This window comes from Amycolatopsis anabasis (assembly GCF_009765355.1).
Taxonomy (GTDB): Bacteria; Actinomycetota; Actinomycetes; order Mycobacteriales; family Pseudonocardiaceae; genus Amycolatopsis; species Amycolatopsis anabasis.
Genome location: NZ_VTHK01000007.1, coordinates 1 through 25,669, shown reverse-complemented (window position 1 = coordinate 25,669; position 25,669 = coordinate 1). Strand labels below are relative to the sequence as shown.

Annotated in this window: 23 protein-coding genes and 1 pseudogene; 13 read left to right on the top strand and 11 right to left on the bottom strand. The window is 68.4% G+C overall.

Annotation, left to right across the window (positions count from 1 at the left end; genetic code table 11):
* Positions 1 to 120 precede the first annotated feature (120 nt).
* Entirely contained in the window at positions 121 to 504 is a 384-nt protein-coding gene (locus FXO23_RS11080; protein WP_158883670.1) for a hypothetical protein, read from the top strand.
* Positions 505 to 667: 163 nt separating this feature from the next.
* Here FXO23_RS11080 and FXO23_RS11075 read toward each other — a convergent pair whose 3' ends face one another.
* From FXO23_RS11075 to FXO23_RS11065, 3 genes are all read right to left on the bottom strand, one after another.
* The gene (locus FXO23_RS11075) at positions 668 to 1,618 is read right to left on the bottom strand and encodes a TIGR03557 family F420-dependent LLM class oxidoreductase (protein ID WP_158883668.1); all 951 of its coding nucleotides are present in this window, start codon (positions 1,616 to 1,618) and stop codon (positions 668 to 670) included.
* Positions 1,619 to 1,715: 97 nt separating this feature from the next.
* A complete protein-coding gene (locus FXO23_RS11070; RefSeq protein ID WP_158883666.1) occupies positions 1,716 to 3,122 on the bottom strand; it encodes a hypothetical protein in 1,407 nt (468 codons plus the stop codon).
* Entirely contained in the window at positions 3,119 to 3,886 is a 768-nt protein-coding gene (locus FXO23_RS11065; protein ID WP_158883664.1) for an alpha/beta fold hydrolase, read from the bottom strand. Before FXO23_RS11065 ends, FXO23_RS11070 begins: the two co-directional genes overlap by 4 nt.
* A 319-nt stretch (positions 3,887 to 4,205) precedes the next feature.
* On the opposite strand from FXO23_RS11065, the pseudogene FXO23_RS51525 reads away from it, so the two are divergent.
* Positions 4,206 to 4,706, top strand: a pseudogene (locus FXO23_RS51525) (glycosyltransferase family 39 protein); the annotation flags it as partial.
* Between the two features lie 36 nt (positions 4,707 to 4,742).
* On the opposite strand, the gene FXO23_RS11055 reads toward FXO23_RS51525, so the two are convergent.
* Positions 4,743 to 5,399, bottom strand: coding sequence for a TetR/AcrR family transcriptional regulator (locus FXO23_RS11055; RefSeq protein ID WP_158883662.1), 657 nt, complete (start codon positions 5,397 to 5,399; stop codon positions 4,743 to 4,745).
* A gap of 98 nt (positions 5,400 to 5,497) precedes the next feature.
* On the opposite strand from FXO23_RS11055, the gene FXO23_RS11050 reads away from it, so the two are divergent.
* From FXO23_RS11050 to FXO23_RS11025, 6 genes are all read left to right on the top strand, one after another.
* Positions 5,498 to 6,988, top strand: a complete 1,491-nt coding sequence (locus FXO23_RS11050; RefSeq protein ID WP_158883660.1) for an FAD-dependent monooxygenase — start codon at positions 5,498 to 5,500, stop codon at positions 6,986 to 6,988.
* The gene (locus FXO23_RS11045; RefSeq protein WP_158883658.1) at positions 6,985 to 7,386 is read left to right on the top strand and encodes a RidA family protein; all 402 of its coding nucleotides are present in this window, start codon (positions 6,985 to 6,987) and stop codon (positions 7,384 to 7,386) included. Before FXO23_RS11050 ends, FXO23_RS11045 begins: the two co-directional genes overlap by 4 nt.
* Positions 7,383 to 8,057 (top strand): alpha/beta fold hydrolase, encoded by a 675-nt coding sequence (locus FXO23_RS11040; RefSeq protein WP_158883656.1) that lies wholly within the window; start codon positions 7,383 to 7,385, stop codon positions 8,055 to 8,057. Before FXO23_RS11045 ends, FXO23_RS11040 begins: the two co-directional genes overlap by 4 nt.
* Positions 8,054 to 8,392: a nitrile hydratase gene (locus FXO23_RS11035; RefSeq protein WP_158883654.1), complete on the top strand. Its 339-nt coding sequence runs from the start codon at positions 8,054 to 8,056 to the stop codon at positions 8,390 to 8,392. The genes FXO23_RS11040 and FXO23_RS11035 overlap by 4 nt, the downstream gene beginning before the upstream one ends.
* Positions 8,382 to 8,753, top strand: a complete 372-nt coding sequence (locus FXO23_RS11030) for a hypothetical protein (protein ID WP_158883652.1) — start codon at positions 8,382 to 8,384, stop codon at positions 8,751 to 8,753. The genes FXO23_RS11035 and FXO23_RS11030 overlap by 11 nt, the downstream gene beginning before the upstream one ends.
* Positions 8,754 to 9,317: 564 nt before the next feature.
* Positions 9,318 to 12,104 (top strand): ATP-binding protein, encoded by a 2,787-nt coding sequence (locus FXO23_RS11025; RefSeq protein ID WP_158883650.1) that lies wholly within the window; start codon positions 9,318 to 9,320, stop codon positions 12,102 to 12,104.
* Between the two features lie 53 nt (positions 12,105 to 12,157).
* Here FXO23_RS11025 and FXO23_RS11020 read toward each other — a convergent pair whose 3' ends face one another.
* The 6 genes from FXO23_RS11020 to FXO23_RS10995 all read right to left on the bottom strand — a co-directional run bounded on the left by FXO23_RS11020 (position 12,158) and on the right by FXO23_RS10995 (position 16,258).
* The gene (locus FXO23_RS11020; RefSeq protein ID WP_158883648.1) at positions 12,158 to 12,634 is read right to left on the bottom strand and encodes an RICIN domain-containing protein; all 477 of its coding nucleotides are present in this window, start codon (positions 12,632 to 12,634) and stop codon (positions 12,158 to 12,160) included.
* A 14-nt stretch (positions 12,635 to 12,648) separates the two neighbouring features.
* Complete coding sequence (locus tag FXO23_RS11015) at positions 12,649 to 13,137, bottom strand: hypothetical protein (RefSeq protein ID WP_246257127.1); 489 nt, start codon at positions 13,135 to 13,137, stop codon at positions 12,649 to 12,651.
* A gap of 566 nt (positions 13,138 to 13,703) precedes the next feature.
* Positions 13,704 to 14,048, bottom strand: a complete 345-nt coding sequence (locus tag FXO23_RS11010; RefSeq protein ID WP_158883646.1) for an ArsR/SmtB family transcription factor — start codon at positions 14,046 to 14,048, stop codon at positions 13,704 to 13,706.
* Positions 14,038 to 14,469: an SRPBCC domain-containing protein gene (locus FXO23_RS11005; protein ID WP_158883644.1), complete on the bottom strand. Its 432-nt coding sequence runs from the start codon at positions 14,467 to 14,469 to the stop codon at positions 14,038 to 14,040. The genes FXO23_RS11010 and FXO23_RS11005 overlap by 11 nt, the downstream gene beginning before the upstream one ends.
* A gap of 140 nt (positions 14,470 to 14,609) precedes the next feature.
* Positions 14,610 to 15,815 (bottom strand): MFS transporter, encoded by a 1,206-nt coding sequence (locus tag FXO23_RS11000; protein ID WP_218951955.1) that lies wholly within the window; start codon positions 15,813 to 15,815, stop codon positions 14,610 to 14,612.
* Between the two features lie 5 nt (positions 15,816 to 15,820).
* A complete protein-coding gene (locus tag FXO23_RS10995; protein WP_158883640.1) occupies positions 15,821 to 16,258 on the bottom strand; it encodes an SRPBCC family protein in 438 nt (145 codons plus the stop codon).
* Between the two features lie 331 nt (positions 16,259 to 16,589).
* On the opposite strand from FXO23_RS10995, the gene FXO23_RS10990 reads away from it, so the two are divergent.
* Positions 16,590 to 20,225, top strand: a complete 3,636-nt coding sequence (locus FXO23_RS10990; RefSeq protein ID WP_218951954.1) for an eCIS core domain-containing protein — start codon at positions 16,590 to 16,592, stop codon at positions 20,223 to 20,225.
* A 66-nt stretch (positions 20,226 to 20,291) separates the two neighbouring features.
* On the opposite strand, the gene FXO23_RS10985 is transcribed toward FXO23_RS10990, so the two are convergent.
* On the bottom strand, positions 20,292 to 20,615 hold the full coding sequence (locus FXO23_RS10985) for a hypothetical protein (protein WP_179956742.1): 324 nt from the start codon (positions 20,613 to 20,615) through the stop codon (positions 20,292 to 20,294).
* Positions 20,616 to 20,804: 189 nt separating this feature from the next.
* On the opposite strand from FXO23_RS10985, the gene FXO23_RS10980 reads away from it, so the two are divergent.
* From FXO23_RS10980 to FXO23_RS10965, 4 genes are all read left to right on the top strand, one after another.
* The gene (locus FXO23_RS10980) at positions 20,805 to 21,287 is read left to right on the top strand and encodes a GNAT family N-acetyltransferase (protein ID WP_158883636.1); all 483 of its coding nucleotides are present in this window, start codon (positions 20,805 to 20,807) and stop codon (positions 21,285 to 21,287) included.
* 76 nt (positions 21,288 to 21,363) lie between these two features.
* Positions 21,364 to 22,473, top strand: a complete 1,110-nt coding sequence (locus FXO23_RS10975; RefSeq protein WP_158883634.1) for a SagB/ThcOx family dehydrogenase — start codon at positions 21,364 to 21,366, stop codon at positions 22,471 to 22,473.
* 31 nt (positions 22,474 to 22,504) lie between these two features.
* Positions 22,505 to 23,701, top strand: a complete 1,197-nt coding sequence (locus tag FXO23_RS10970) for a JmjC domain-containing protein (protein ID WP_158883632.1) — start codon at positions 22,505 to 22,507, stop codon at positions 23,699 to 23,701.
* A 104-nt stretch (positions 23,702 to 23,805) separates the two neighbouring features.
* The gene (locus FXO23_RS10965) at positions 23,806 to 25,026 is read left to right on the top strand and encodes an MFS transporter (protein ID WP_158883630.1); all 1,221 of its coding nucleotides are present in this window, start codon (positions 23,806 to 23,808) and stop codon (positions 25,024 to 25,026) included.
* Positions 25,027 to 25,669 lie beyond the last annotated feature (643 nt).

Here is a 25,669-nt window from a genome sequence, read left to right as displayed (position 1 = left end):
CCGCGTGTTCGCGGCGACCGCAGTCCTGGGTGCGGTGGGGCCGAGTGACAGTCCTCGCGGCCCCACCGCACCCAGCCGGAGACCGGCAGATTTGTCGGACCCTCGACGTAGTCTGGACACATGACCAGTACTCGCGTGGATCCGGTGGGCCAGTTGCTCGCCGGATCGGCCGAACACGCGCTGCACCGGTTCGAGCACCGCAATGCCAGAGTGCCGGGCTCGCGCGTGGTGCACGCTATGCGGCCGACCCGGTTCCTCGGCTACGAGGTGCCCGGCCTCGCCTGCGGCACCGCCGTCGGCGGGTGGGACTGGACCCGCCTTGATCCCACCCACGACGAGGTGACGTGCGCGCATTGCCTGCGCTCGGCCGAGGCCCGGGCCGCGGTGTCTGGCCCGGCGCCCGCGCACCAGCTCACGCTCGACCTGGGGGAGTTACTTGGGCGCGCAGTTCCCGGGCAATCGCAGCCGAGCCATGGCCCGGTTCCACACCCTCAACGAGAATGAGTGCTTGGTCCGCAGCGGCAGGGTCTCCGACCCACGCCGAATCGGCGGGTTGCTCGTCTCAGGAACCCCGGCACGCCCTTCCTGCTTCGGCGCCGCCCGCCCGGACAAGCCCCCGGCGGGCTCTACCTGCCCTCGAGACTGCCGCAAGATCTCGGGCGCTCACTCAGAGCCTGGGCAGGATTTCGTGGGACCATGCTTCGAAGAACTTTTCCTGTTCGGGGCCGATTTGCTGCACGTAAACCTCATCGAAGCCCGCGTCGGCGAATTCCCGTACGGCGCGGACGTGGCGTTCCGGATCGGGGCCGCAGGCGAAGGCGTCTGCGACCATTTCCCGCGTGATCAGGGGAACGGCGTCCTCGAACTGCCGTGTGGTCGGCAGGGTCTGGCCGAGCTGACCGGGGAGCAGCTCGCTGGACCACAACCGGTGCGCGGTGGCCACCGCGTCGGATTCGGAATCGGCCCAGCACACTTTGAGGCCGCCCTGTACCGGGCGGTCGCCTCCGCCCGAATCGCGATAGGTGCGCACGAGGTCGGCGTCGGGAAGGTTCGTGCAGAAGCCGTCGCCGAGTCGCGCGGCCCGCCGCACCGCCTTCGGGCCGAACCCGGAAACGTAGATCGGCACCGGCTGCTCGGGCACCGTGTAGAGCCGGGCCTGCTCGACGCGGTAGTACCGGCCGCGATGGGTCACCAGCCGCCCGGAATGCAAGGCCCTGATGACCTCCACCGCCTCGTCCAGCATGTCCAGCCGGATATCCGCGGCGGGCCAGGGATCGCCGAGGATGTGCTCGTTGAGCGCCTCGCCGGTACCGACGCCGAGCACGAACCGGCCTTCGCACTGGACGGCCGCGGTGGCGGCGGCTTGCGCGATCACCGCCGGGTGGGTCCGCACCAGCGGACAGGTGACCGCCGTGCTGATCGGCAACGACGTCACCTGCGACAACGCGCCGATCACCGACCACACGAACGGGCTGTGGCCCTGTTCGCCGACCCAGGGGTGGTAGTGGTCTGAGATCCACAACCGGTCGAAGCCGGCCTGCTCGGCCATCTTCGCCTGGGCCACCAGTTCGCCGGGCCCGAAGGCCTCGGTGGACAGGAAGTACCCGAAACTCGTCATGGTCTGTCGCCTCCTTGTGGCGGCCTGGTGGTGCTCATCGGCCAGGGCGGCCGCTGAAGCCGATTTCGTCGATCACCCGGTTGCGCGGGCTCGTTCATCAGGTGGCCGCGTCGCCGGTCAGGTAGCCAAGGTCCGCGTCGGCGTGTTGTCGCAGCCAGGCACGTACCCACGGCCACGGCGGCGTGCCCGGCGGGCCGGGGGTTGTCGGGTCCAGTGTGGACAGTTCGTCGTGGAAGCGAACGTTGCTCGCGAAGTCCTGGGGATGGGCGGAGGGGTCGACGCCGCAGAAGATTCCTCGCCTTCGGGCCTGTCCCAGTACTTTCTGCCAGTCCTCGATGGTGGCTCGTCCGATCGAGCAGGTGCCGTGGGAGAACAGGCCGAGGTGGATGTCGTCGTAGGGTTCGGTTCGCTGAAGGTAGCGCAGCAGCGTGTCTCGGGCATCCCGGATGGGGAACACCGTCCAGTACGGGGCCAGCCCGAGGCGCAAGGGCAGGTGCGGATCCAGCAGTGCGAAACAGTCGACCAGCAACCGGTTCGCTGGCATTCCGTTCGCGCGGAACCAGGTCCGGTACAACTCGGCGACCGGAGCGCTCAGCGCGTCCGGGTGTGGGAAATTCAGCCGCTCCAGCGACCAGCCTTCGGCGTCGCACAGCCGGGCCAGTCCGGGCAGCAGCGCATCGTCGAAGCCCCATTCCGCCTCGGGGCTGGCGCCATCCGGCGGCGGTGCGTCCCACGCACGCCACGCCGAGCCCTGCTCGGCGAGGAACTGGGCGACCTGAGGCCCGCCGTGTGCGTACTGCTCGGCGGTGGCCCCGCCCACCGCGCCGTGCTGGAAAACCTGACGTGGGCCGACGTCGGAGGTCGGCCAGCGCTCACCGCAGTCGGTGACGAGCACCGTCCCGGCAGGTTCCAGGCAGTCCCGCAGGAAGGCCGCATAAGCCCGGGGTAGCGAGCGGTACTTGAACCGGAAGTACGCCATGCGCCGGATCATCAACCGATCCTGGTTCGCGTCGTGCATGTGGTGCAGGCCGATCTGCGGATTGGGCCCGGTGAAGTCGGTACGCGCGCCGGCCAGCGCTTCCATTGCCGCCCGGGGCCGATCGGGATCCAAACCCCCGTGGCGCACCGGTACGAGCAAGGTCTGCGGCAGCCAGGGCACCCCGGCCAGCGCCGCGAGATGGGTGACCGCCCCCGAGGAAGAACCGATCAGCACGGCCGGATAGCGGCGGCGCGGGTAGTGCCCGATCACCCACTCCGCGACCTCCTCGACATCGATCCGGCCGAGACGGCCGGGGGTCGTGGCCTCGAACTGCCCTGCGCGTGCGTAAATCGTTTCGCGCAAGGCGGACGGCAGGTGGTTGACCACAGTGGACACTCGTCCGGTGATACGACCGGCCGGGCCGAGGCCCAGCGCCGGACTGTCCTTACCGTGCAGATGCCGGGCCAGCACGCGCAAGAATGCCGACGCGGAATCGAAGGACGCGATCGCCTTCCCCGGTTTCATGAAACCCGCCTCCCCGTGGCGAGTTCGCGGATCGGTCCGCACCAGGCGTGCGGGTCGTACCAGACAAAGGTGTGCGGGCCGGGAGTGGTGACGAACCGGCCGTCGGCGGCCAGCGTGGCTAGCTCGGCGGCCCACCGGTCGGACGACAACGCGTCCTGCTCGCCGCGTATCACCAGCACCGGACACGGCACCTCGGGCATGACCTCCTCGAGCCGGTCCCGCAGATGCACCAGCAAAAGGTGAACGAGCTGTCGGAACCCGGCACGCCGCCACTCCGGAATGTGGGTTTCCCGCAAACCGGGCAACGGGAAATGGGAGTCCATCCGCCACCAGAACAAGGCGCGCGGAACCGACCTCGCCTTCGGATCGACGGTGGGACTGGCCAGCACCAGGGCCGCGGTTCTGTCCGGTCGCGCCACCGCGGTCCGGGCGGCGACCTGCGTGCCGCTGGAGTGACCCAACAGGACCACGGGCGGCAGGTCCGCGGCGTCCAGCCACGACGCCACGCACTCGGCATAGCCAGGCACATCGAGCGGTTGGGGCGGGGGGCCGCTGCCCGCCAGCCCCGGCAGGTCGAGCAGATGCACCTGGGACCAACTCAACGTGGACAACGCGGGCAGCAGATAGTCCGACACGGCCATACCCATCACCGCGACGACCGGAGGTGCCTCCCGCCGCGGTCCCAGGATCCGGCTGCGCACCCTGCCGTGCGGTGTGTCGGTGAACCGCACGACGTACTCGTCCGGCGGCCTCGGCCCTGTCACCCCGACCTCCGTGGGTAGACGCCTTATCTTTCTCGGATACCCGGAAAGCGAGTTTCTGAACTTCCGAGGTCGGCAGGCGTCCCAGGCCGATGTCGATCACGCCGACGCCACGGTCAGGTCTGGGGAGATGACTTCCTGCACTGCGTAGTACTACAGTGCGTAGTAATACTTGGAGGTCAGGGTGGCGCGGACGGTTTCGGACGAGCGACGGAATGCTCGGTGGGCGGTGCTCGCGCTGGCAGCGCTGGCTGCCGCGTGCTACGGCTGGGGCCTCAGCCGCGGCGGGACGCATTACTACTACAGTGCCGCGGTGCGCGCCATGAGCGAGAACTGGGGGAACTTCTTCTTCGGCGCCTTCGACCCGCAGGGGGCGATCACGGTCGACAAGCTCCCCGGCGCCTTGTGGGCACAGGCATTGTCCGTGCGATTGTTCGGGTTCCATACCTGGGTTCTGCTCCTGCCCGGGGTGCTCGCGGCGATCGCGACCGTGCCGCTGTTGTTCGGCGCGGTACGCCGCTGGGCCGGGATGCGGGCGGGCGTGTTCGCCGGGGTGGCGTTCGTACTCACCCCGGCGGTGTTTGCCGTGGTACGGGTGAACCTCGCCGAGCCGGTGCTCGTGCTGTGCCTGGTGGCCGCCGCTTACGCGCTGACGCGTGCCCTTCAGGGGCGTTCGCGGTGGCTGCCGGCATGCGCGGCACTGGTCGGCGTGGCCTTCCAGGTGAAAATGATGCAGGCGTGGCTCGTGCTGCCCGCCTTCTGCGTCGCCTACCTGATCGGCGCTCCCGTGGCGATCGCGCCGCGGTGGTGGCGCGCTGGGTGGCTCGCTCTCGGTTCGATCGTGCCGGACAGCGGTTCGTCAGGACAACTCCGCGGTGAGCAACCGCAAGCCCTGCTCGAAAAGCTCGGTCAGATCCATGCCTGTCAAGCGATCCTGGATCTCGGCGAGGTGAGGATATTCGCCGTGCCGGATCGCTTGGCGCAGGCTGTCGATCTCAGCGGACAGTTCCGGGCTCGACTGGCTTGCCGCTTGTTCCTCGAGGACGTGACCCGTCGTGAAGTGAAGGAGCAAGTGCGCTGTCTTGGTCGCCGCGGAGGCATCGAGCCCAGCCTCCCGTAAGGCGCCGCCGAGGGCTTCGGCGAATCCCAGGGTGTTCGGTCCAGTGGCATGTGTACCCGCGTACACCCGCGCTCCGTCGCGATAGGACAAGAGAGCGGCGCGGAGGCTTTTCATCAGTGTCCATACTCGTTCACGCGGCTGAGTCACTCCCTCTGCAGCGTCACGACAGCCATCCAGCATCGCCTCGGCCATGGCGGTCAGCAGAGCCCGCTTTGTCGGGAAGTAGCCGTACAGCGTGCCCACTTGGACTCCGACCGCCGTGGCCAGTTTTCTCATGGTGAGCGCGTCGAGTCCGGTGTCACCGAGCAGGCGGAGTGCGGTGGCGGTGACGTGGACCCGGTCGGCGGCCTGGGGCCGGCCACGGGGGCGGCGATCTCGGGGTGGGTTCGCGGTCATGTCCTGGGGAGCCTATCAGCGGACTTGACCATCGGGTGATCGCTCTGCATACTGACGGAGTATTAAATGAACGATGTTCGAAAATTAAGGAGGTGGCCGTGGACACCGATGTGGTGATCAGCGGCGCGGGTCCGACGGGCCTCTTGCTCGCCACTGAACTGGCGCTGGCGGGAGTACGCGTGCGGGTGCTCGAACGGCAGGAGCGGCGGCACCAACAGTCCCGTGCCCTGACACTGCACCCCCGGAGCATCGAGATCCTCGACCTCAGGGGCATCGCCGAGCGGTTTCTGACCCTGGGCCACACCGTCCCGGGCTGGCATTTCGCGGGCCTGCCGAAGCACCTCGACTTTTCAGCCCTGGACACCCGGCACGGCTACACCCTGTTCCTCGAGCAAGCCCGTACCGAAAGGCTGCTGGAGGAACGCGCACGAGAACTGGGCGTCGAGGTCTCCTATGGACACGAAGTCGTGTCTCTGGCACAAGACGACGACGGCGTCACCGTCGCAGGAACATCTCCGGGCGGGGAGTTCCATCTCCGCGCGGCGTACGTCGTGGGCTGCGACGGCGGCCGGAGCAAGGTGCGGGAGTGCGCGGGCATCGGCTTCCCTGGCACGGACGGCACGATGAGCGCGATGCTCGGCGACTTCGCTGTCGCCGACAAGGAAGCCATCGCCGCCGCCGGACGGACTCCGGTCCTGATCACACCGCTGGCCGGTGGGCTGACCCGCTTCGTCCTCACCGATGCGGAAAGGATGCGGGTGCCCACGACGGAGCCGGTCACCTTCGAGGAGTTTCGGGACACGCTGGTGCGCCTGGCCGGCACGTCCTTCGGGATCGCGGAGCCGAAATGGTTGTCGCGCTTCGGGAACGCCACACGATTGGCGGAGAAATACCGTGACAAAAGAACCTTCTTGGCAGGCGATGCCGCGCATATCCATTTCCCGGCGGCGGGCCAGGGCCTCAACACCGGTCTGCAGGACGCGATGAACCTGGGGTGGAAACTCGCCGCCGACATCAACGGCTGGGCACCGCCCGGCCTGCTCGACACGTACCACTCGGAGCGATTCCCAGTGGGCCGGCTGGTCACCGACAACACCCAGGCGCAGACCCTGCTGCTCGAACTCACCCTGGTGCCCGAATACAGCCGGCCGGTGAACGCTCTGCGCGCGATGATGGACTCCTTGCTCGAAATCCCCGACGTGAACATTCGACTGGCCGGGCAGGTGTCCGCGCTGGCGACGTCCTACCCGTCGCCGGGCGAAGATCCACTGGTCGGCACCCGCATGCCCGACATCACGCTGGATTCACCCGGCCTTCGGGTCTCGAAACTGATGCACGCCGGCAAGTTCGGCTATATCGACTTCACCGGAGACGGTGCCGCGCAGGTCGCCGCGGGCTGGAAGAGCCGGATCACCGTGGGCACCTGCGGTGATCGGTCCTGGGCCGACGACGTCAGCGAAGTGTTGGTACGACCGGACGGCCACATCGCCTGGGTTCGCCGCGAGAACTCCCCACCGGATGCCACCACCCGACAGGCACGGCTCTCGGCCTGGGCTGGAACTCCTGCGCGGACGGCGGTACGACGATGAGTTCTCTCGAGTACCTGACTCCCGCCGGCCTGCATCACGTTCCGGGAGCCTTCACCCCGGCCGTACTCGTTCGCGGCGCAGATCTGCTCTTCGTATCCGGCCAAGTAGCGTGGGACGAGAACGGCGCGCTGACCGGCGAGGACCACGTGACCCAGATGCGCCAGATCGCGCACAACCTCGACATCGCGCTGGCCACCGCCGGGTGCGGACGCGAACACGTCATCAAGGAAACCGTCTACGTCGCGGGCTACCGGCCCGAACTGATTCCCGGGCTCTTCGAACCCCTGCGCCGTGGGGTGCCCGTAGCACCGGCCAGCACGCTCGTCGGCGTGTCGGCATTGTTCGATCCTGGTGTCCTGGTGGAGGTCGACGTAGTCGCGAGGGTTCCGGCCCCATGAGCCGGTACCTCCTGGTGCACGGTTCGTGGTGCGGCGGCTGGGTGTGGGACCGGATCACCACCCGGTTGCGCGACCACGGACACACGGTCATCACCCCCACTCTTAGCGGCCCCGGGGGAACGGAAATCGCGGAGCCCGGCCTGATACGCCATATCCACGAGGTCACGCGACTGCTCGAAGACCAGACGATCCTGGTGGGTCACAGTTACGGAGGTATGGTCGTCGCAGGAGTCGCGGGCGCGCATCCGCGATGCGTACTCCAAACGGTCTACCTCGACGCTTTTCTGCCCTTTCCCGGTGAATCCGCTTTCGATTTGATGCCGGTGATCCGCGGCCCGTTCACCAAAGCGGCCCTGGCGGCGGGCGGCAGAACGGTGCCACCGTTCGGACTCGATCGCCTCGGCTTCACCGATCCCGACCTGGTTGCCCGACTACGGCCGATCAGCATGGCCACACACGAAGAGCCCTTGCCCTGGAGCACGGGTGTTGACGATCAGCCTCCCATTCGTTACGTACTCTTCGGCGATCGGTCGCCATTCTCCCCCATGGCCGTCCGCGCCCAGGAGCGCGGCGCGAAGTGCCTGACCATCGCGACAGGTCACACAGGACTGTGGACGACACCCGACGAGGTACGCGCAGCCATCACCGACGACAAGAGGGAAACGTCATGACCGTTCAGCTCGAACGAGCGATCACCGAACAAGCATGGACCAACCCACGATTCCGGGAACTCCTGCGCACCGATCCGAAGGAGGCTCTAGCCGAACTCGGCGTCGAAGTACCGGACGGGATCGAGGTGGACGTCCGGATTCAAGAGCGCAACACCCTCTACTACCTGATCCCCCCGCTCCGCGGCGACGCACCGGCGCGCGGCGGTGTCAACCAGATCGACCTGTGGCGAAGCGCGGACATGTTCTGCTGGATCCTGCCGGAAAAGCTGAAGGTGTCGCTGCTGGCGATGCGCCGCGCCTTCCGCGAACATTCCGAGGTGCGCGATGACGCCTGACGAATTCACCGAGGAGCATTTCCGTCTGCTCACCACTGATCGGCACGTGCGCGACGAGTTCGTGACCGAACCCGAGGCAGCGCTGGAACGGCACTTCGGCTATCTGCCGGGTGGCAACTACCGCGTCGAGAGCGTCGACGAACGTCCCGGCCTCATCACCATTCTCATCCCTGCTCCTCCGGAAGGTCCCGATGGGAGCGACGCTGTTCTCAGCGACGTCAGCGAACGCGTCTTCGACCTGCTCCACACCGAGGCGGGAATCGGCGGGTACCTCATCCCCGATGTACGCCTGACGTGGATCCTGCGCGACCTGCGCTCGAACTGGCTCCGTCTGGCCACGGAGCGAGCGGGAATCGCGTAGCCGGGGCCCGGAGTCGGCTGACAAGCCTGCCCTGTCCGTCCCGTGGGGCGCGGATCGTTCCCGCGTCGATCTCGGCCGCAAACACGTCCAACGCGATCACCATCACCCCGCCGAGGACGGCGACAGCCCCACCAGCTTGACCTGGTACCGCGCAGACGGCGAACCGCTAACCATCCATTGTGGACTCAGGTGTGTCCGCTGCTCGGTGCGCGGCTATGGCGTGTCAAGCCGCAACCATCCCCTAAGACGTAACACCGCGGCTACGGGCCTGGAGGCGCGGCGCGAAAGGCCGCTCGTGTGGCGGGTTGGCATCGCTGCACCCCTCGCCGTGGTGGAGGACCAGCCCGGATGACGGATTGTCCTCGTGCTGGGCGGAGGAAGAGGGGTGGCAAGTCGCCGCTGGATACGATTTGCATGTCGTCGAGCGAGGCGACCGCACGCGCCGTGGCCTTCGGCGCGACGGCACTACCCGCCGGGCTCCACGATCACCACATCGGCTGGGTGGCCACACCCGTGGGGTCGGGCATAATCCCCGGTGACGCCCTGCTTTCGGGGAGGCACGGGATGGAGCCACAGCTCGTCGGCCGCCGGCGTGAACGGGCCGTGCTGGCGACGGCGGTAGAGGACGCCCTCGACGGCCGGGGCCGGGTCGTGTTGTTGTCCGGTGAGGCCGGCATCGGCAAGTCCCGGCTCGGCGCGCACGCCGTGGACCTGGCTCGCGACCGGGGTTTCACCGTCCTGACCGGACAGGCCGACCCCCTGCAGACCGGGCTCGCCTACGCGCCGATCGTGGCGGCGGTCCGCCGGGTGCTGAACACGGTGGACGACGTGGAGGCGGCGGAGCTGGCGGGCGACCTGCCCGACCTCGGCAGGCTCGTCGCCGACCCGAGGCTGCCCGCCCCCGGTACCGCAGGCGATCCCGACCTGGACCGCACCCGCATGTTCGAGGCCGTGCTGCGGTTGGCCGAGCGCCTCGCCAGGCGGGCGCCTACCCTGCTGTTCCTCGACGACCTGCACTGGGCCGACCGCGGCACCATCGAACTGGCGAACTACCTCGGCCAGGGCTGCGGTGGCCACCGCCTGCTCGTTCTGTGCACACACCGGCCGGCCGAACCCGGCAGCGCGCTCGCCGATCTCGCCGCGACGGTGCGGCGGCAGTCCGGCGACGATCTGGCGCTCGCCCCGCTCACGTCCACGGACGTTGCCGAGCTGGTCGGCCAGCTGCTCGGGGAACAGCCGTCGGACGGGTTCCTGCACGATGTCACCGCCCGGACCCGGGGCAACCCGCTGTTCATCACCACGCTGGTCACGCGCGACGAGCGGCCCGTGCCAGGGATCATCCGCGACGTCGTACTGGAGAAGCTGCGGGAGCTCGACGCCACCCAGCGGGAACTGCTCGACCTGATCGCGGTGGCGGGGGAGGCCGGTTCGCTGTCGCTGCTGAACGTCGCCTGGCACGGGGGCGATCTCGACGAGACCCTGACACCGCTGCTCCGCCGCGGCCTGGTCGAGGAGGGGTCCGCGGGCGCCACGACGTACCGGGTGTCGCACCCGCTCTTCGCCGAGGTCGCCTATGCGGAACTGACCGCGAGCGGGCGCCGCAGGCTGCACGCGACGGTGGCCGCGGCCATGGACGAAGTGGATCCGGGAAATGTCCTCGCGCTGGCCCCGCATTACCGCGGCGCCGGGGACCGGGTATCGCCGAACCGGGCGGTCGAGGTGCTCGCCGCGGCCGGGCGGCGGGCGCTGGGGGTCTTCGCCGCGGAGGAGGCCGTCGAGTACCTCACCGCGGCACTGGCTCTGGCCCGGCCGGTCGCCCCCGAGCTGGTTACGGCACTGCTGGACGATCTTGGGCTGGCGCATCAGGGAGCGGGCAACCTGGACGCGGCCGCCGCCGTCTGGTCGCAACGCCTGGATCTGGCCGAACAGCTCGGTGAGGACGAGCTTCGGGCGGCACTGCACCTCCGGCTCGCTTTGCTGGAGTCCGAGCGGGGAAACCGGGCGCTGGCCGATTCCCACGCGCAGGCGCGGTTGCAGCTGACCGGGGCGTTGGACACCCAGTCCATCATGCTTCGCTGGGTCATCGCCTCCCGTCACTGGGACAACCTGCGGCTACGGGGGCTGACCGACTGGATGGCCGGGCTGGATCTCGATCACGCCGACCCCGGCGTGCGTGCCGTGGTCGCGCAAAGCCGAGCGTACGCGGCCATCCTCGACTGCGAGTTCACCACCGCGCACCGCCTGCTGCTCGACGGGTTGCACGCGGTGGAGCCGTATGCGGACGAGCAGCCGGGCGTCGTGCACGCCGCACACCGGCTGCTGGCGGCGGTGTGTCTCCTGCTGGGCGACATCCCCGCCGCGATCGCGCACACCGAGAACGGGGTGAACGCGAAAGCCGTCATCCAGGTGCCGGCGGCACGCTGCTCCACCCAGTTCATGCATGCCGCGGCGAGGTATTACGCGGGCGAGCCACGCGAGGCGCTGGCGATGGTCGAGAACGGCATCGCGTCGTGCCACCGGATCGGGCTGCACCGGCTGGGCGCCCGCATGGTGACTTTCCGCGCGCTCCTGCTGGCCGAGCTGGGCCGCTCCGAGGAGGCGACCGAGTGCCTCCGGCAGACCGAGGACCGGCGTGACCTGCGGGAGAACGGGTTCCTCCAGGGGTGGAACGCCGCCGCGACTGCCGTCGCCCTGCACAGTGGCCACCCTGCGGACGCGCCGCCGCTGACGGACCCCGTTCCGTTCCGGGACGTGATTGGCTGTCTCGGTGTCCACCTCGCCGGGCTCGCGGCCATCGCCGCCGGGAACGACGCTGCCGCGGCCGGGGTCGCCGAGATCCTGCGGCGGACCGGCCGGACCTCTCCACTGCTGCACGCGCTCGCCGACCAGCAGGACGGGCTGATCGCGGCAGCACGGGGAGACAACGACGGGTCCCGTGAGCTGCTGACCACGGCAGCGAAACGCCTCGACGCGATGGGCGCGATCCTGCTGTCCGCCCAGGCCTGGGTCGCGGCGCTGGAGTTGGACGACGACGCCGACCCGGACCTGATCGAAGCCTGCCTCAGCGCGTTCGAACACGCCGGCTCGACACCGTGGCTTGCCCGCGCCCGCCGGCTGACCCGCGCGCACGGCCTCACCCGGCGGACGAAACGGGGGAGTGGAGTACTCAGCGAGCGTGAGACGGAGGTCGTGCACCTCGTCGGTGCCGGACTGTCCAATGCGGATATCGCGAAACGCCTGTTCCTGAGCGAGCGCACCGTCGAGACCCACCTCCGCAACAGCTACCGCAAGCTCGACATCGACAGCAGGCTCGCACTCGCCCAGTGGGCGAACGCGGCCCGCTCGGAGTGAAGGCCACCTTCACGTCCCCATCCCAACGTGAAGGTGGCCTTCCCACCCCCGGATCAATGGAAGTACCAGCGCCAGAACCCTTCACCCACCGTCAGATCCGCGACGTAGGGGCCACGGTCATGGCGCCACCACAGGCACGTGTTCGGTTCGAACTTGAGACAGAGCGCTTCCCTGGCAGTGGGGTGCTTGTCCCAGGTCCAGTGCTGGTCGGCGGCGCCCGTGCAGTCGAACGCCTCGAGTACCCGGTAGGGTTTGTCACGCTGGACGGCCGTGACGCACCTACCGTTCCAGGCGCTCCTGATGTCCCCGTCGATGGTGGCTCCGCCCGCCCAAATCTGGTTGATATTTCCATTGCACCCCTGGGTGCTTACCGGTGCGCCGTTGTCGGAACCGATGACGGCCAGGCACCTGGTCTCGATGTCCCGCAGACGCAGGTCCGCGCCTTCAAGGGCCGTCGCGGGTGCGGTTCCGGACAGGATCACGGTCGCCGTGACCGCCGCCGCGGCGGCCGCCGTCCGAACGAGCTTCATCGGAACTCCCCTCACTACGCAGTGACCGTGAACGTGTTGCTCCAGAGCAGCTGGCCGTTCACGTACCGCTCGTCGTGTGCGCTGAAATGCACCTGCTCACCGGGGTAGGCGCCGTAGAGGTACTGGATCGGGTTGTCGCAGACCAGCAACGGCGGCAGCGTGGACTTGGGGTCCACCTTCACCGAGAGGTTGCCCGCACCATCCGACGTCGCCTGCAGCAGCACCGGGCTCTGCCGGAGGTCGGAGAGCAGGATCCCTCCGCACGTCGGGACCGAGCCCGACACCGCGGTACGCACCCACACCCGGTGACTGGGCAGGAAACCGCTCCCGGTCAGGGTGAGCGACCCGATGTCGTAGCCGCCCAGGGACGGCCCCTGCAGGGCTGTCGTCGCCCCGGCCGGCGCGGGACCGGCGAGCAGGAACCCTCCGACCACCACAGTCGCGGCGACGAGGCCGGTCACGCGGCGGAACACTGTCCTCAGCTTCTTCACTGCACTGTTCATGGTTGAAGAGGTTCCGCCACGTAGCCGACACCGGGTATCCGTGCTGGTACGGAGACCACCATCGACGACCACGTAGCCGGCCACCCCGGCTGAGGAAGTGGTACGCAGCCTCCTGCTGCGCGACGACGGCAGCAATGAGTCCAGCCAGACAAGGCAATCCCGGCGCTCGGTGAAGTCGCGAAGGCCGGTGGAAGCTGCCGAGGCACCGGCACATCGCCATGTGGTTGTTGGGGGAGGAGGAGTTCGTGGATCGTGCCCGCCTGCACCGCGCACCCGGGCACGAGGCGTTTGGGCATGGGCAGTGATCGAGATCTTGCGCCATACCGGAGTGCGCATCGAGGAACTGCTGGAGATCACCCACCTCGCGCTGATCTCCTACAAGCTGCCAGACACGGGCGAGGCTCGCCTCTCCCAATACAACCGTGGTCGTCCTGAGGCCCGCATAGTCCGGAAAGGCACCGCCTCGGCATCCGGCCCGGCGGACCCACAGTCCTGTACGCACGCCCCGTATAACGGATACACCGGGCCGCCCCGGGGAATTCCGGCCGAGGAAAGGCTTGCGCTTCTCACGATGTTCCCAGGTCCCGGTCCAGATGGTCCTTCAAGGCGCTGAGCGGGCCGTCCCAGTCCCTGGCAAGCGCGGCGAGGAACTGTTGGGCGACCCGCATCGGCGCCGAGTGCAGGTGGTAGCGCACTCGGCGCCGCTCTCCAGGTTCCGCTCTGACCAATCCGGCCTCTGTCAACAGCCCGAGATGCTTGGCGATCGCCTGCCGGGTGATGGGCAGGCGATTCGCCAGATCCGTCGCGGTGGCCGGGCCGGCCTCTGCCAGCGCGGACAGGATGGCGCGGCGGGTCGGATCGGACAGTGCGGTGAAGACCTGTTCGGCGATCGTCTCCTGGTCAGGCGGCATTGAGGTAGTCGACCAGTTCGCCGAGTTCTTTCGGCCAGCCATCGGTGTGTCCGTCGAACTCATTGCTGGCGATCGTCGCCGGCATTTGGGCGAACCCGGTCTCCACCACGCGCAGCCGGGTGCCGGTCGCGGTCGGTTCCAGGGTGAACTCGACGTGCGTGTGGTACGGGTTGTTTTCCGGCAGGCCGGGCATTTTCCAGGCGAAGCCGAACACGGTCGGTTCCTCGACCCGTTCCACCGTCAGATCGATCACGTAACCGCCATCCCACATCACCTTGGCCGGGCCACCCGGCCGCAGTTCGATGGTCGCGGAATCGCCGAACCAGTTGCCAAGGCCTTCGGCGGTGGTGAGCGCGGCCCACACCTTCGTCGGCGCGTGCGCGACCTCGATGGTTCGCTCGATGCGGTCAGGAATACCCATTTACATCCTCCGTTTTGCGGTCACCACTCTAGGGCAACCGGTAGTGGTTACGACTCCACACGCGGCCGGCGTCAGATCAGGAGCGCGCTACCGAGTGTGGTCAGTGCGGGCGAGTCGGTGTTCCGCCGGCTCGACCTGGTCTACCGCGACTGGACCGCCGCGGGCGCTTGCTCGGTGCGGGGGCGCCCGCTCGCCGTTGGTGGCTTGAGGAAGCTGGTGGCCCAGGCGACCACGGTGGTGGCGCACGCGATGGCGAACGCGGTGAGCACCGTCGTGGCGGCCGAGAATCCAGCGATCGCCACGCCGCCCGCGGCCGAGCCGAACGCGACACCGAGATTGGCGAACGACGCGGGCAGTGACTGGGCGAGCTGGGCGCCGGGGCCGGCGAGGCTCACCACCCGGTACTGCATCACAGGCACCATTCCCATGCTGAAGATCCCCATCGCGAGCAGCGCCAACGCGACCACTGCCGCGACCGCGCCCGCCAGGTACAGCACCAGCAGGGAGATCGCGAGGCCGCAGCTGCCGATGATCAGCGCACGCGGGGCGTTGCTGTCGGCGAACCGGCCGCCGCCGAACGAGCCGAACGCGGTCGCCGCACCGTAGGCCAGCAGGAAAAGGCTGATCACTGTGCCGGAGATGCCGGTGACCTGCTCCAGGAACGGCGCGATGTAGGTCAGCGCGGCGAATTCCGCCGCGCACATCAGAAAACAGAAGCCGAGCACGGCGAGCACCCGCGGCGCGAAGGCGTACTTGGCCTGACTGCCGATGCCGCCGCCACTGGCGGGCACGGGCGGCACGACACCGATGACGGCGACGAGCGTCAGAGCGGCGAGCACCACGATCGCCGTGAACGTCCCCCGCCAGCCCAACGCCTGTCCCGCCAACGTGCCCAGCGGCACGCCCAGCGCGGCCGACACGGAGAATCCGGAGATGACCACGGCGATCGCCCGCCCCATCCGCTCCGGCGGCACGATCGAGGTGCCGACCTCCAACGCGGCGGCGATGGCCAACCCCTGCGCCGCACCCGCCAGCACGCGCGCCACGAGGAACAGGCTGTAGTCGTCCGTCAGCACCAGCACCAGGTTCGCCATGACGAACAGGCCGAGTGCGCCGGTCAGGATCGTCCGCTTGGGGAGCCTGATCGTCAACGCGGTCAGGACCGGCCCGCCCAGTGCGAGCCCCAACGCGTTCGCGGTCACCAGCATCCCGGCCGCCGGGATCGACACGTCCAGGTCGGCGGCCATCAGGTTCAACATCCCGGGCACGATCAGTTCGGCGGTCCCCAGGACGAACGTGCCGAGGAACAGCACGACCAGAACCAGCCCGGCCCGGCTCGGGCTCACGATGTTCACCGGGCGGCCGACGCGGGGATGGGCCGACCGCTGCCGGTGGTGATCAAGGCGTGCAGGCTCGTGTTGACGCAGCTGGTCCAGCCTTGCGAGCAGTCCCGGTAGCACGCAGCGGCCGGGGTCAAGCCGTGGTGGGTGAACCGCAGCGTGGTCCCGGCCTCGCCCCGGGTGATCTCGAAGGTCATCGTGGTGTCGTTCCACTCGTCGTGGGCGTCCTCGACGTGCCAGGCCACCCGGTGGCCGGGAGCCAGGTCGGTGACCCGGATCCGACCCGACGTGATGGCCTCGTCGGCGAACGAGAACACATCGCCGACCTCGGCGGACGCGCCGGTGATGGTCTCACTGAACCAGGCACGAACATCGTTGATCGCCGCGAACACCTCATCCGGCGTGTGGTCGACGATGAACTCGGTGGTGAAGTCGTCGGGCGTGGTCATCTTCGAAACGCTCCTTTCGCAACTGGATGGTTGCGACAGTATGGCAACCATCCAGTTGCGTCAAGATGCTGATCCGAGACGGTGGTGCTGCTGGTAGACAGCGCTGGCGGCAACCGGAGCCTGCGCCGTACTTCGGACACCCGTGCACGCGACCTCGGGCCCGCCGCGAGGCTCAACAACGCTTTAGATTTCTGCACTCTTCCGCCGAGGGGCTGCTCCTCCCAGCCGTCTGGATATTGTTGCGTTGGGTGACCAACCATCTCGGCAGCCAAGCGGTGACGCTCTGGTGACGCTGATTCGTCAGGATTTCCCCATGCCGAGGGGAGGTGGCATGGGGAGCCACATCGTGCGCACCGGCAGGCGTCCGGAATCAGTGACCGCGACCAGCGCCGTCGCCGATGTGTTGCGGTCCGCCGGTGAGCCGCTCGAGGCCGACATCCGGCAGTTCATGGAGCCGCGCTTCGCCGCCGATTTCTCGCGCCTCCCCGTCCGGGCCTCTGCCGTCGGCCTTTCGGTTGGCCGTCCCGACGATCCTGCGGAAACCGCGGCGGACGGACTCGCAACCGACGCCCTTTCGGGCAGCCGGACCGGTCAACGGGCCGATTTCAGCCGCATTCGGGTGCACACCGGCGCGCGGGCCGCCGAGGCGGCCCGCGCCGTCGGTGCCCGCGCGTTCACCGTGGGCACCGACATCGTGTTCGGGTTCGGGGAGTACCAGCCGCGTTCACCCTCGGGCCGGCGACTGCTCGCTCACGAACTCGCGCATGTCGCCCAGGGGAACACTCGGACGATTCGCCGCCAGCCCGCGCCGGCCAGCCGGGGCGAGGACGAACGCGTCCCGCACACGATCAGGATTCCGGCCGGGCTCGCCAGCCGTCGGCAGCTGCTGCGCTACGTGGAGACGGTCATCTTCGGCCACGCGGTGAACCTGCCGTGGAGCGCGTCCACGTCCGAGATCGACGTCGTCCTAGCCGAGCCGGCCAAGCATGTTGGCAGAGCCGTGCGGTTCAGCGTCCGGCGAGCCGAACTGGCCCGGTACGGCCGACCGCCGTCGGCGGACACCAAGGCCGCGCTCGACCAGGACTACTCCGCACTCGACAAGGGCGACCGCGCCCGCATCGACGCGGAAGTCGCTCGCCGGTACTCCGCGGGGACCGGCGAGCGACCCGGCCTACCGATCGGCAGGGGCGAGCACGCCAAGGCCGAGATCTGGGCGGGGTACCGGCGTCAGCTCCTCGCCGACAAACGCAGGCTCGACGCGCTGCCGTACGCGATCAAATCGCTGCTCGGCGGACCGGAGAACTTCGCACCCGAGCAGTACGACATCCTGATCCGGCTGGCGGGCAAACTGTCCCAGTTTTCCGAAGCGGACCTCAAGGACTTCGACGCCCGCTCGCTGGACCTGGCGGAGCTCGAAGCGTCGATCGACCGCTACCTGGCGGCGAAGGCCGCACGCGAGCGGGAGGTCGAACACCGGGAAACCGTCGCCCGCAGGCTGTACGGCACCAAAGCCCTCTACGAGCAGTACAAGAAGCTGGGAAAACTGCCCAGCGCAATGGAGCGCGCCGCTGCCGGCTATCTGAAATACCACGCGGACAAGGTCACCGAACTGGGCGCGGAGGCGGCCAAACTGCGTCAGCAGGAGATCGCGGAGTTCACCGCCAATCTCACGAAGCACGGCTTCGCCGATCAGGCGGACTTCGAGCGCACGCTGGACGCGTACGAGAAGGTGTTCCTCCAGGAAACCGTGGAGATCACGGTCGACTACCTGGGGAAGCTCGATCGGCAGTTCCTGGACGCGCAACAGCGCTACTCGGACGACGCCGTCATCGACACCCTCCTCGCCCAGGTGAAAGCCACTCCCGCCCCAGCCCTGGTGGAGAAGGCGAACAGCGTCCCGCCCAAGACGTCGCCGTACCCGGCAGCGAGCAAGCAGGACCTGGAGGCGGCCGACCTCAGGGCACGAGCGAAGCAGGCGATCAGGGCCCTGCCCGGGCATCCACTCGTCGCGGACGACAGGTTCCCGCACCTCGAACTGGCGACCGCCGACCGGAAATCGGCCAAGGCGACGATCCTCGCCTACCTCAGGACCCGCCGCGCCAATGTCAACGAATCACAGGGGAATCTGCGGTCGGACCCGAAGGCCGTCTACAAACTGTCCGAGGTCCTGGTCTCCTCCATGGAGATACAGGGCATCGAGCCGGATTCGGCGGCGTACTCGCTCATCAACGATCGCCGGGCGAAGTACGTCGGGAACGAGGCCTGGATCGGCGTCCTCCTCGGGGTTGTCGGGCTCGCGCTCGCCCTCCTGATTCCCGTCGGGGGCGTCCTCGGTGCGGGTGCGGCGCTCGGCGCGGCCGGCATCGGCGTGTACCAGACGATTTCGGAATTCAAGGAATATCAGAAGATGAAGAAGTTCGCCGACACCGGCCTCGGCGGCGAACCGAATTTCACCTGGGTGCTCCTCGCCGCACTCGGCGCCGGACTCGATCTGGGTGGCGCGCTCCGCGCGGTGGACGGAATCTGGGACGCCATTGTCCTCTTCAACAAGGCTCCCGACCTGACGAAGTTCGCGGCATCGCTGGACACCCTTCCGGCGAAGGTCCGGCAGAACGTGTTGCGGGCGGCGGTCGCGAAGATCGAAGCGGATCAGGCCCTCCTCCGGTTCGGCGCGAAGGCTGGTGGATCCCTGCACAGCGGTGTCGCGGGGCTCAACGCCGTTCCCGAGTTCGCGTACGCGCTCTACGCACTCGCCCGGCGCGGGCGTATCGGCTTCGACCGGTTCATGACCGAGATGAAGGCGGCGAAGCTGATCGATGCGGCGCAGTTGCCCGCCGAGCAGCTCACCAAGCTCAAAGCGATGTTCGAGGAAGCCCGTGAGGTCGTCAAGGAGGTGACCAGGGCGGGCCGGCAATTCGGCCTCACGGAGGACGAGATCGGAGCCTTCATCAAACAGATTTCGGTGGATCCGTCCCTTTCGGTCGGTGGGATCAAGACCGCCATGGCCGATACCGCCAAGGCGAAACCCGCCGTCGCCGCCGGGAGGAAACGCACCGCGCAGCCGAAGGCGCCACTCGACGTCCGGGAGCGGGTGACGGCGGCGGAAAAACTCGCGGACGTCGAACGGCGGATCGCCGAATCGACGGCTTCGATCCGGGCCGAAGGTGAGGCGGCGGCAGCAGCGAACAAAGAATTGAAGGCAGTCTCCGCAAGCCCGCCAAAGCTTCCGGAGTCGCTCACCGAGCGGCTCCGACCCGTGCACAGATTGGAAAGCCTCGAGGAAAAGATCGAAGCGATCGACAAACTGAGCGGCGCGGGCAATCTGGCGGTTGAGGAGCAGACCTACCTCGCTTGGCGGCGGAGAATGCTGGAACTTGAGAAGCAGGCCAAAGATGCTACCGGGACGGCCGCGGATTTGAATTTCCGGCTCCCGGAACTGCTCACCGAGAAGGAGGCCGCGGGAGCCGCGCTGCGCGAAGCGAGCAAGGACCTCATCGACGTGATGCGAACCGCGGGGCCGAACTACAAGGCGCGCAGCAAACTCGCCGTCGATCAGGTCATGTCCCAGGCCACCTGGGACGCGTTGCAGAGGAAACCTCGCCTGGCGACCGATCACCTCGTCTCCCTCGATCGCCTGTCCAAACTACCCCAGCTCAACCGACTGCTCGCGCTCTACACCGAGGCGTCACCGGCGGTCAAGGCGGAGATCAAAGCCGCACTCGAGGCTCTCGGCGACCGGCCGGACAATCTCTACCGGATGAACGCCGTCGCCAACGGCCCCAAGTTGAAGGGCAAAAAGAGCTGGCACGAAATCGACTTCAAGAAGGCGGCGGAATTCGGATACACCGCGGACGACGTCAAAAGGATGCGGTTGCTCGAGGACAACTCGCTCGCGGCCATCCTGCAGCGGGTCGAGGAACTGACCGCGCGCTTCACCGCAAGAGTGCACGGAGCCGCGAAGCCGTAGCTGCCCGGCCCGCCGACGCCTCCCGCGGTTGGAAAGCGGTGGTGCGCTGAGGCTAGGCATGCAGTGTCAGCACAGCCCGTCACCTGAAGTCGGTCCCCGCACGACGTCGCCGCGGATCGGTACCCCGCCGTCCACATGGTCGTAGGCGCCGTACAGCGAGATCGAGGTCATGTCCCAATGACATCGGGACACATCGATCCCGAACGCCGCGATAGCTTGCGCCCCAATGGATCCGACGATGCGATCAAGTTCCGGCGCGATCGCGTCCAGGCCGTGGGTCAGAATCGCCACGTCCTGACGGATCGGGCAGGCCCGGTCGACGATCCCGGCCAGGTCGAACCGGCGGCAGTAGTCGGCCACCAACGGCAACGCACCGAGCTTCTTCTCCACACTCGACCCGCCGTAAGCCAGGCGCTGCGGACGCGGTCGTTCACGTATCCCGCCACGACAAATAAGGTGATCAAGGCGAATTGCTCTTCCCACCCCAACCATCCTCATGTGCGAACACGGGGCTAGCGTGCCGCCGACTCCGGCGGCGCGCTCGGCTGTTCGGGCTGTAACAACGGCGCTGGCCCCGGTGTGGACGCCACCGCGTTGCGGCTGCTTGTCCGGTATCTGTTCGCCACCACCACGCTCGACCGAGCGGAGGTCGGCGTCGAGGTGGACGACCCGGCCCGGCGGCACGTGGTGGTGACGGCCGGTTTCCGGCGGGAAGGCGTGCTCCGCGGTGCCCGGATGCGAGCCACGTCGTCGCTTCGATTTCCCCGCCGGGACGGTTCGCGGAACTTGCGGCACCGGTTGCGACTAGTGAATCTCCTGGAATCCCAGGCGCTCCTTGACTGGGTCTCCGGTCGTCGACCAGGCTGGTTGTCATACGCCCATGACCCGGTTCGAGTGGTTTCGGGCGACCAACTCCCATACTTCGATGCTCGCCGTTTCCGCTTCGGCAGCCACCTCCAACGCTGCCGGATTCGAGAGTTTGAGAAGGGAGGGACTGTCATGGAGTTCGAAATCGAGATCGTGGAGAACGACGCCTCGCTGCTTGACCACCCGAGCGGCTGACCGGGAAACGTCGTCCAGCCGCAGCAGGAACTGTCGCGGCTGGACGCCCCGTCCGGACTGGTCGGAAGGGAAGAGCATGAAACTGCGTCGGCGAGATCCCCTGGTCTGTGAATGGACCGGAAAGGGCTTCCTGGTCGGAGTGCCGGGCGGCGGTTCGTCGCTCAAGGTTTCGCTCGGGGTCCGCGCGATCCTTGAAGCCGCGGGGGATCCGCTCGACCTCGACGAACTTGTCTCGGCGGTGGACGCCGGCGGCCCGGAGAAGATCCAGCCGGTCGTGGATCTGCTGATCCAGCACGGGATCCTGGTGCCCGACGAGACGGCTGGATCCGTCGAACAGGACCGCTCCGCACTGTGGAAGCACTGGGGCGCGGTCACCGAACGTTTCCACCTCGGCGCCCGTGACGCGAACTACCTCGTGGGCACCCCGGAGCGGGACGCGGTGGCCGCGGCGATCGTCGCCGAAGGCGAAGCTCCGGCGATCTTCAAGGAATACCCGGGCAATCCGGTGATCATGCTGCCCCGTCGGCCGCTGCCCCTGCGGGCGAGCGTGGATGACGTCTTCGCCGCGCGCCGCACGCACCGGATGTTCACCGGTGAGCCGGTTTCGCTGGATCAGTTGGCCACCTTGCTCTTCCACACCTTCGCTCCGCAGCGGTTCCTGGACGGCGCGCTGTTCGGCGTGCAGCAGGGCCGGGTCAGCGCGTCCGCGGGCGGGCGGCACGAGGTCGAGTGCTACCTGGTCGCCTACGACGTCGAAGGGGTCGCACCTGGCCTGTACCACTACTCCGCGAGCCGCCATGCGCTGGAACTGCTGGACGCTCGCGTGACCCGCGACCGGGTCGCCGAGCTCAGCTATCACCAGGGGCCTTCGTACGAGGGAGCATTCACCGTGTTCACCACCGCGGTCGCGCACCGGCTCGCGTACAAGTACCGGCATCCGCGCGCGTACCGGCTGTGGATGTACGACGCCGGGCACTACGGGCAGACCTACGCGCTGACGTGCACCGCGCTCGGACTCGGCCCGTTCCAGACCATCGCGTTCCGCGACAGCGAGGTCGAGCGGCTGCTCGGCGTCGACCCGGATGAGGAGTTCGCGGTGTACCTGCTCTCGGCCGGGATCCCGGCGGGCGGAGACCCGCTCCTGCCCGCCGGTTTCCGGACACCCGAGCCCGGCATCGTCCGCTGACCGAACGTTTCCGCCCGAGGGGGTTTCCGCGATGACACTCGACCGGCTGGTTTCCTCCGCCGAACGATTTCGGCGCGAGGTCTTCGGCTCCCGGCACGTCCATCACACGGCCGACGAGCTCACCGGCGGGTTCACCGACCTGTTCTCCGCTGCCGCGCTGGACGAACTGCTCGGCGGCACGGCGGTCCGGACCGCCTCGATCCGGCTGGCGAAGGACGGCCGGGAACTGCTGGTCGCGGCTTCCGGAGTTCCCGACCTCGGAGATCCCGCGGGCTCGCCGCCGTACGTCGACACCGAGTTCGTCCGGCGCGGCCTGGCGACCGGGCACACCCTGATCCTGCGGTCGCTGCACCGGTTCCACCCGCCGCTGCGGGCGTTCGCCCACGCGCTCGCCGCCGACCTCGGGCACCCGGTGCGGGTCAACGCGTTCATCAGCCCGCCGCATGCGGTCGGCGCGGCCCTGCATTACGACACGCAGGACGTGTTCGTCCTGCAGATCGCCGGTTCGAAGGTCTGGGAGCTGAAGAGCCCGCCGATCCGCCATCCGCTGCCGAGCCACGCCTGGTTCGACTTCCCGCCCCGGCGCCAGGACGAGCTGCGGGCATCCGCCGAACCGCTCGGCGTGCTGACCTTGCGTCCGGGCGACACGCTCTACCTGCCCGGCGGCACCATGCACGCCCCGCGCACCGAGGACAGCGTGTCCATCCATCTGACCGTCGGGGTCACCAAGGTGAGCCGCCACGAACTGCTGCGCCACCTGGTGGACGTCGCGGGCGAGGACCCTTGGTTTCGCGAGGCGGTGGATCTCGGCGCACTGGAAGCCGCGGAGGACGCCGCACGCGAGCTACTGGGGCAGGCCACCGCGCGACTCGCCCACCGGGCGGCGGAAGACCCGGTCGACCGGCTGCTCTGGACCGTGCGCGAGGCGGCATTCCGCGAATCGGTCCCGGAGCCGGTGTCCGTGCTCCCGGCGACCGAACCCACCGCCCGCCACCGGTTGCGGGTCGGCATGCAGTTCAGCGCTCTGGCCGAGGACGGCGCCCTCGTGCTGCGCGCCCGCGGCAGGTCGATGCGGCTCCCGGCCGCCGCCGCGCCGGTCCTCGAGCTGCTGCGCAAGGGCGGCACGCTGGACGACGACACGATCGCTGACGACCTCGACCGCGCTACCATGGCCGAGCTCCGGCAGGCGCTGACCGAATTCGGGCTGCTGGTGCCGGAATTGGCGTGAGCACCGCGCGTTCGGCGAAAGCCGCTCGTCATCGATGCGCGCATCAGACCTTTCCGGAGAGGGGACCCGTCACTTTGCCGTCCGTGGAGCGCCGGAATCCGCCCGTGACGAGCACCGTGCGCGATCACCCGAGGTTCCTCCGGGTGTGGGGAGGGCAGGTCGCGGGCGCGATCGGCGACCAGCTCGTGCCGGTCGCGCTGAGCCTGCACGTGGTGCTGCGCGGCGGCGGTGCCGGAACCGTCGCCGCGGTGCTCGGCGGCCGTGCGGCCGGACTGGTGCTGTGCCTGCTCGTCGGCGGCGTGCTGGCGGACCGGATGAGCCGATCGAGGATCGTGGTCTACGCCGACACTTACCGGGCGGTCGTCCTGGTGGTGACGGTGCTGTTGCTGGACCGGCTGCCGGTGGGCGCGCTCGTGGTGGCTACCGTCCTGGTCGGCGCGGGGGAGGCGCTCGGCCGCCCCGCGTACCGGTCGCTGGTGCCCGCGCTGCTGCCGGTTTCCTTGTTGGAGAAGGGAAACGCCCTGATCTCGGCGGGGCTGCGGAGTTCCGCCGTGCTCGGTGCGCTGGCCGGGGCGAGCACGGTCGCTCTGCTTGGTACCCGCGCCGCCCTGCTTCTCGCGGCCGTCACCTTCGCGCTCGCCGCGTTCACCGTGCTCGGGGTGCGCGCGCCCGCGCCGGACCGCAAGCCCTCGACGTTGCTCGGCGACGCGCGGGACGGCCTGCGGGCGATCTACCGGCGGCCCTGGGTGCTGGCCGTGATGATCGCCACCTGCGTGCAGATCATGGTGGGCACCGCGGTGGCGCTGACCCTGTTGCCGGTCATCGCCCAGCGGGAGTTCGGCGGCGGCTTCTCCTACGGGGCCGTGCTCGCCGGGGTCGGGCTCGGTGCGCTGCCGGCGGTCGTGCTCGCCGGAAGATGGCGGCCGAAGCGACGCGGAACGGTGTCGATGCTCGCCCTCGTCTGCTACGCCGGACTGCCGCTCAGCCTGCTCGGACCACTCCCGCTGCCCTGGACGATCGCGATGTTCGCGCTCGGCGGCTTCGTGGTGGAACTGTATTTCGTGTACTGGATTTCCGCGCTGCAGCGCGAGATCCCGACCGGGCTGCAGGGCAAGGTGCTGGCACTGGACCAACTCAGCTCCTTCGCCCTGCTGCCGCTGGGATACGCACTGGTCGGTCCGACGGTCGCCGCGCTCGGCGAGAGCGCGACGCTGCTGGTCAGCGGGCTCGTGGTCGCCGTGGTGACCCTGGGAACGCTTCTCGTCCCGGGGGTCGCCGGGTTCAGCGACCGTACGACGCCGCGCGATGCTCACAACTCGGTGTGACGGGCCACGGGCACCGGCCGGAAACTGTCCCGATTCCTTCCAGCCCGAGGTTCCGCCGTGGTGGCCGGCACCGGGATCGCGGGCAATGGCACCTTCGGCGGATGGGCGCGGCCCAAGAGTAAAAAAGCCAATGTCTGTTCGGCCGAATCTCAAATATGTTGGATGGAAGGTGCAATAGGCAGGCGTGTCCTGCTGGGGTCGGGTTATATTCGGTCCGCGGCAACTAAATTTACCTGAGCATATATTGCGAGGTTTGCCCAGTATGCCGATTACTCGACCTGGGTTTACTGTTGACTTCTCAGAATACGAGTCGCGCCTGGTAGTAAGCGGCATCAAGAATGATCATTTTGGGGATCGGCTGCAGCCGGGCTTTGCATCAAGTCGCTTGCGTGTCCGATGAGCGGGCTATGCCTGGACGGTCGAGGTCACCGGCGACCAGGCCGCTTTTTGGACTGCGGTGCCTTGGTCACGGTGAGTGGCGAGGTGTGTACGCAAGTCCCGAGCCTTGGCAGACGGCGCGGGAGTGCTTCGTCCACGTTCGCGTCCCTCGCGACCCTGGTCAGAGGGTATTCCCTCGGCTGCGTAGTCCCGCACACCATCACGGCACGCCAAAGGTCACCGCCGCATGCCCTGGCGCGGACGC